The 6,231-nt window shown below is 54.8% G+C and carries 4 protein-coding genes; all 4 read right to left on the bottom strand.

All coding sequences use genetic code 11. From position 1 onward, the window contains the following. Positions 1-75: 75 nt before the first annotated feature. Entirely contained in the window at positions 76-1,815 is a 1,740-nt protein-coding gene (gene aceK / locus INF86_RS22050) for a bifunctional isocitrate dehydrogenase kinase/phosphatase (RefSeq protein WP_193543928.1), read from the bottom strand. Between the two features lie 49 nt (positions 1,816-1,864). Further along, on the bottom strand, positions 1,865-3,169 hold the full coding sequence (gene aceA / locus INF86_RS22055) for an isocitrate lyase (RefSeq protein ID WP_023299080.1): 1,305 nt from the start codon (positions 3,167-3,169) through the stop codon (positions 1,865-1,867). A 31-nt stretch (positions 3,170-3,200) separates the two neighbouring features. After that, the gene (aceB, locus tag INF86_RS22060) at positions 3,201-4,802 is read right to left on the bottom strand and encodes a malate synthase A (RefSeq protein WP_023299079.1); all 1,602 of its coding nucleotides are present in this window, start codon (positions 4,800-4,802) and stop codon (positions 3,201-3,203) included. A 270-nt stretch (positions 4,803-5,072) separates the two neighbouring features. Further along, on the bottom strand, positions 5,073-6,002 hold the full coding sequence (gene metA / locus INF86_RS22065) for a homoserine O-succinyltransferase (RefSeq protein WP_022646716.1): 930 nt from the start codon (positions 6,000-6,002) through the stop codon (positions 5,073-5,075). Positions 6,003-6,231 lie beyond the last annotated feature (229 nt).

The raw sequence follows: 6,231 nt of genomic DNA on the forward strand, positions 1-6,231 counted from the left end.
GCAACTTTATTGCTTCTGCATAAAAATTACTGGGGATCCCTCAGCCCACAGGGAGAGGGAGAAAACATGATGCCCTTACCCTGCGGGAGAGGGAGAAAAGCGGATGCAAAACCGCCGCTTGCGGCGGTAAGCGTAGACATCTTCCACGTGCCCGTTTTTGATCCGCGCTTGCAGCCCGCGCCAGTAGCTGGCGCGGAACAGATCGGCATGCATCTCTTCAAATAACGGCCCGATGCGTGGGTCCGCACACAGCCAGTGGCGAAACTCCTCCGGAAACACATCGCCCGGCGAGACGCTGTACCACGGCTCGCTGGACAGTTCATCTTCCGGGTAGCGCGGCGGCGGGATATCGCGGAAGTTCACCTCGGTCATGTAGCAAATTTCATCGTAATCGTAGAACACTACCCGCCCGTGACGGGTGACGCCGAAGTTTTTAAACAGCATATCGCCGGGGAAAATATTGGCAGCGGCGAGCTGGCGGATGGCGTTGCCGTACTCTTCGATGGCATCACGTAAAGCCTGGCCCTCTGACTGTTCCAGCCAGATATTTAGCGGCACCATACGGCGCTCAATGTAGAGATGTCTGATCGCAATCTTATCGCCAAGATCGGTAATTTTCGTCGGCGCTTCCTGCATTAACAGCGTCATTAGCGCCGGATCGATCTGCTGCTTATCCAGCACAAAGTTTTCAAACTCCTGGGTATCGGCCATTCGCCCGACGCGATCGTGCTCTTTTACCAGCTGATAGCAGGCACGGACGTGGGCTGCGGTCATCTCTTTCTGCGGGGCGAATTTATCCTTAATCACCTTAAACACCCGATCAAAGCCCGGCAGCGTGAAGACCAGCATCACCATGCCGCGGATACCCGGCGCTTCGATAAACTGCTCATCAGCCGTGGTGACATAACGCAGGTATTCCCGATAACTCTCCGTTTTGGCATGCTTCTGACAGCCAATCGCCATATACAGCTCGGCGGTGGTTTTGCCCGGCAGGATCTCGCGCAGCCACTCCACCAGGGCGGCGGGCAGCGGGGCGTAGACCATGAAATAGGAGCGGGCGAAGCCAAATACGATACTCGCCTCAGCGCTGGTAGTCAGGCAGGTATCGACAAACAGTTCGCCGTCGTCGGTACGGTGAATGGGCAGCAGAAACGGCACGATGGCTGTCGGCGTAACCAGTTTGCCCACCAGCCAGGCGGCCTTATTGCGGTAGAAAAGCTCGTTGGCAACCTGCAAATGGCTGCGGCTGAGCACCGCCTCACCGAAGGTTTCACTGAGATACGCGTGGATATAACCGATATCCCGGGGTTTATTCTGCCACGGCAGGCGCAGCGGCAAATCTGTTAAGACGCGGTGCAGGAGCTTTTCCCAGCCGCGATCGGGAAAGAAATCTTTCGCCAGCGGACGCGGAATGGTACGGAAGCGTCGCTCGGGCTGGGAGCTGAAGATAAATAACCGCTCAGGAGATAATGAGCGGTGGTCAAATAACCGGCAATAGACGGAGTTGAAAAAGCTCTCCGCAATCTCGAAGCGCGGGTAGTCGGGTAACAGATGGGTGTAATGCTCTTTCACGCGCAGTAAAAATTCCGCATCCGGGCTTTTACCGTCGGTGATACAGCGCAGTTGTTCTACCACCAGACCTACGTGGTGATCATAGAGATGGATACGCTGCTTCATGGCCTGCTGAACCGCGTGCCAGTCGGCGTGCTCAAAACGCTGTTGCGCGCCGGATGTGACTTCCAGAAAGCGGCCATACTGGGCATCGAAGCCCTGCAAAATAGTTTGGGCTATCAGTAATTCCAGACCACGCGACATATATTCCCCTCACCCCAACCCTCTCCCCGAGGGGGGAGAGGGGGAAAGATCAGAACTGTGCTTCTTCCGTTGAACCCGTTAATGCCGTGACGGAGGAAGTCCCGCCCTGAATAATTGTGGTCACATTATCGAAGTAGCCGGTTCCCACCTCCTGCTGGTGCGAAACGAAGGTATATCCCTCTTTACCCGCCGCAAATTCTGGCTGCTGTACCTTCTCAACATAGTGCTTCATGCCTTCGCCCTGTGCGTAGGCATGCGCCAGGTCGAACATGTTGAACCACATGCTGTGGATACCCGCCAGGGTGATGAACTGGTACTTGTAGCCCATATCCGACAGCTGCTGCTGGAAGCTGGCGATGGTCGTGTCGTCCAGATTTTTTTGCCAGTTGAAGGACGGTGAACAGTTATAGGCCAGCAGCTTGCCCGGATATTTCGCATGAATCGCATCGGCAAAGCGCTTCGCCAGCGCCAGATCCGGCGTGGAGGTTTCACACCAGACCAGGTCGGCGTAAGGGGCATACGCCAGGCCGCGGCTGATCGCCTGTTCAATACCGGCATGCGTGCGATAGAACCCTTCGCTGGTGCGTTCGCCGGTGATGAATTCGCTGTCGTACGGGTCGCAGTCAGAGGTGATCAGGTCCGCTGCGTCCGCATCGGTACGAGCAATGACCAGCGTCGGCACGCCGAGCACGTCAGCAGCCAGACGCGCGGCAACCAGCTTCTGGATCGCTTCCTGAGTTGGCACCAGCACTTTCCCGCCCATATGCCCACACTTCTTCACCGACGCCAGCTGATCTTCAAAGTGTACGGCCGCTGCACCGGCCTCAATCATCGATTTCATCAGCTCAAAGGCGTTCAACACGCCGCCGAAACCGGCTTCCGCATCGGCGACGATCGGCAGGAAATAATCAGTAAAGCGCGGATCGTGGGGCTCAATGCCCGCCGCCCACTGGATCTGATCCGCACGGCGGAAGGTATTGTTGATCCGATCTACCACTGACGGCACCGAGTTCGCCGGATAAAGAGATTGATCCGGATACATGCTGGAGGCCAGGTTAGCATCCGCCGCGACCTGCCAGCCGGAAAGATAGATAGCTTCAATGCCGGCCTTCGCCTGCTGCAATGCCTGACCGCCAGTCAGTGCGCCGAGGCTGTTGATATAACCTTTTTTAGACCCCCCGTGCAGCAGATCCCACATTTTCGCCGCGCCGTTCTGCGCCAGCGTACACTCCGGGTTAACCGAGCCGCGTAACTTCACCACTTCCTCTGCGCTGTACGGACGGCGAATGCCTTCCCAGCGCGGTTGGGTCCACTCTTTTTGTAACTCTTCGATCTGTTGGGTACGGGTTTTCATGTGCAGATGCTCCATATTGTTATGTGGTGAATTACGCCAGGAAGCGGTAGCCCGGCAGGGTCAGGAAGTCGATTAAGTCATCAGAGGTGGTGATTTGCTCCATCAGGCGCGCAGCGTCATTAAAACGCCCGCTGCTGAAGCGGTGCTCGCCCAGTTCGTCCTGGATGACCCGCATCTCTTCGGCCAGCATCTGACGGAACAGGGCTTTGGTGACCGGTTTGCCGTTGCTGAGCGTTTTTTGATGATGGATCCACTGCCAGATGGAGGTACGTGAAATTTCCGCCGTGGCGGCATCTTCCATCAGACCGTAGATCGGCACGCAGCCGTTGCCGGAGATCCATGCCTCGATGTACTGCACGGCGACGCGAATATTGGCGCGCATGCCCTCTTCCGTACGCTCGCCCGCACACGGCGCAAGCAACTGTTCTTCTGCGATTGGCGCATCGTCTTCACGGGTGACAAACAGCTGGTTTTTGTTATCGCCGAGTACGCGGTTGAAGACCTCCATCGCCGTGTCGGCCAGACCGGGGTGGGCAATCCACGTCCCGTCGTGGCCGTTACGGGCTTCCAGCTCTTTATCGGCTTTCACCTTGTTGAGCACCTGATTGTTACGCTCTGCGTCTTTGCTCGGGATAAACGCCGCCATGCCGCCCATCGCAAAGGCGCCGCGTTTGTGGCAGGTCTTAATCAGCAGGCGCGAGTAGGCGCTGAGGAAGGGTTTATCCATGGTCACAACCTGACGATCCGGCAATACCCGGTCGGCATGGTTTTTCAGGGTTTTGATGTAGCTGAAGATGTAATCCCAGCGGCCGCAGTTCAGGCCCACAATATGGTCACGCAGCGCATGGAGGATCTCATGCATCTGGAATACGGCTGGCAGGGTTTCAATCAGCAGCGTGGCCTTAATGGTGCCGCGCGGCAGGCTGAAGCGGTCTTCTGCGTAGCTGAAGACTTCACTCCACCACGCCGCTTCCTGCCAGGACTGGGTTTTCGGCAGATAGAAATAGGGGCCGCTGCCTTTCGCCAGCAGGTTCTTATGGTTGTGGAAGAAGTACAGCGCAAAGTCGAACAGGCTGCCCGGAATGGCTTCTCCGCGCCAGGTGACGTGTTTTTCAGGCAAATGCAGACCGCGTACGCGGCAGATCAGCACCGCCGGATTCGGTTTGAGCTGGTAAATTTTACCGGCTTCGTTGGTATAGCTGATGGTGCCGTTGACGGCGTCTCGCAGGTTGATCTGCCCGTCGATAACTTTCTGCCAGTCCGGCGCGAGGGAATCTTCGAAGTCCGCCATAAATACTTTGACGTTGGCATTCATGGCGTTAATCACCATTTTGCGCTCTACCGGGCCGGTGATCTCTACGCGACGATCCTGTAAATCTTCAGGGATTCCGCGAATTTTCCATTCACCATGACGAATGGAAGCGGTTTCCGAAATAAACCCTGGCAACTTGCCGTTATCGATCTCCTGCTGTTGATGAATGCGTGCCGCCAGCAGTTTATTACGCTGTGGCGTAAAGCGAGTCACCAGTTCAGTCAGAAACTCTACCGCTTCTGCCGTCAAAACTTGCTGTTCTTGCTCACCATTCGGCTGGGTAAAGGTCAGTTCATCGACCGTTGTTGCCTGTTGAGTCATCGTTCTGCTCCTCATCAAAGATCCAAAATCACGCCCCCGATGCGAGCGAAAGATCGTTGTGTAGTTTTCGCTCAGCAGAATTAAGACTATCTATAATTTTTCCAAAATCAAAAACAATTTCCATTTTAATTCATATCCAATCACAACTGTATGATTAATATGGGATTAAAGTTTTTCACGATGTTGAGTTGGTTTTCGGAAATAAAAAAGGCACCCTAAGGTGCCTGATCTGAATAGCTGAAACGCTTTAGGATTGTTTAATGCAGACGATTACTCCAGCGTCGGATTCATGTGGCGCAGATCGTACGGCGTAATCTGGTAGACGTAATAGTTGAGCCAGTTAGTGAACAGCAGATTTCCGTGACTACGCCAGGTTGCCCGAGGCGTGTTTTGCGGATCGTTTTTCGGGAAATAGTTGTACGGGACATCCGGATTCAGACCCGCTTCAACGTCACGAAAATACTCTGACGCGAGGGTATGCGGATCGTACTCAGGATGGCCGGTAACGAACGCGATGCGTTTGTCTTTACTGGCGAACAGGTAGGCATCGCCGTCTTCCGTTTCGGCCAGGATTTCCAGGTCGGTGTAATCGCGGATCAGCTGTGCCGGAAAATCGGCGTAGCGAGAATGCGGAGCCAGGAAAGTGTCATCGAAACCACGCGTCAGCAGCGCATGCGGGTGAAGAATGTGGTGTTCGTATACGCCAGAAAGTTTGTCGCTGCGGGTTTGCTTGGGAATGCCATAGAGGATATTCAGCGCGGCCTGTACCGCCCAACAGACAAATAAGGTGGACGTGACGTGATCTTTTGCCCACTCCAGCACCTGCCTGATTTGTGGCCAGTAGGCAACGTCATTAAATTCCACCAGACCCAGCGGTGCGCCGGTGACGATCAGTCCATCGAAATTCTCATCGCGAATATCTTCAAAATTACAGTAGAAGTTATTCAGATGCTCAGCAGGCGTGTTGCGTGACTCACGGGCGTCAATGCGCAGCAGCTGGATATCAACCTGAAGCGGAGAGTTGGAGAGCAAACGCAGGAACTGGTTCTCCGTTTCGATCTTTTTTGGCATCAGATTGAGAATAAGCACCTTCAGCGGGCGAATTTCCTGACCTGTCGCACGCGAAGCCGTCATGACGAAGACATTCTCTTCACGCAAGAAATTGACGGCTGGTAGCTCGTCCTGCACCCGAATCGGCATAACCTTAAATCCTCACAGCATACGTATAAACGTTTAGACATCCAGACAGCTAACGATACCCAGAAACGGGCTTAATGTCGAGTCTGCAAGCGAAAGGTGAGAAAGTTTCAAGGAGGGAAAGCATGTAGGGCGGGTAAGGTGGGGCCACCACCCGACTTTTCAGAACGCACAAAGCAAAAAACCCCGCACCTTCCGGTACGGGGTTCTTTCTGATTGATGCCTGGCAGTT

Source organism: Enterobacter cloacae complex sp. I1M (assembly GCF_014982425.1).
Taxonomy (GTDB): domain Bacteria; phylum Pseudomonadota; class Gammaproteobacteria; order Enterobacterales; family Enterobacteriaceae; genus Enterobacter; species Enterobacter intestinihominis.

What these genes read in the sequence shown, in the direction of transcription:
- metA (WP_022646716.1), bottom strand. Translation starts at nt 6,002, where the DNA reads ATGCCGATTCGGGTGCAGGACGAGCTACCAGCCGTCAATTTCTTGCGT.
- aceK (WP_193543928.1), bottom strand. Translation starts at nt 1,815, where the DNA reads ATGTCGCGTGGTCTGGAATTACTGATAGCCCAAACTATTTTGCAGGGC.
- aceA (WP_023299080.1), bottom strand. Translation starts at nt 3,169, where the DNA reads ATGAAAACCCGTACCCAACAGATCGAAGAGTTACAAAAAGAGTGGACC.
- aceB (WP_023299079.1), bottom strand. Translation starts at nt 4,802, where the DNA reads ATGACTCAACAGGCAACAACGGTCGATGAACTGACCTTTACCCAGCCG.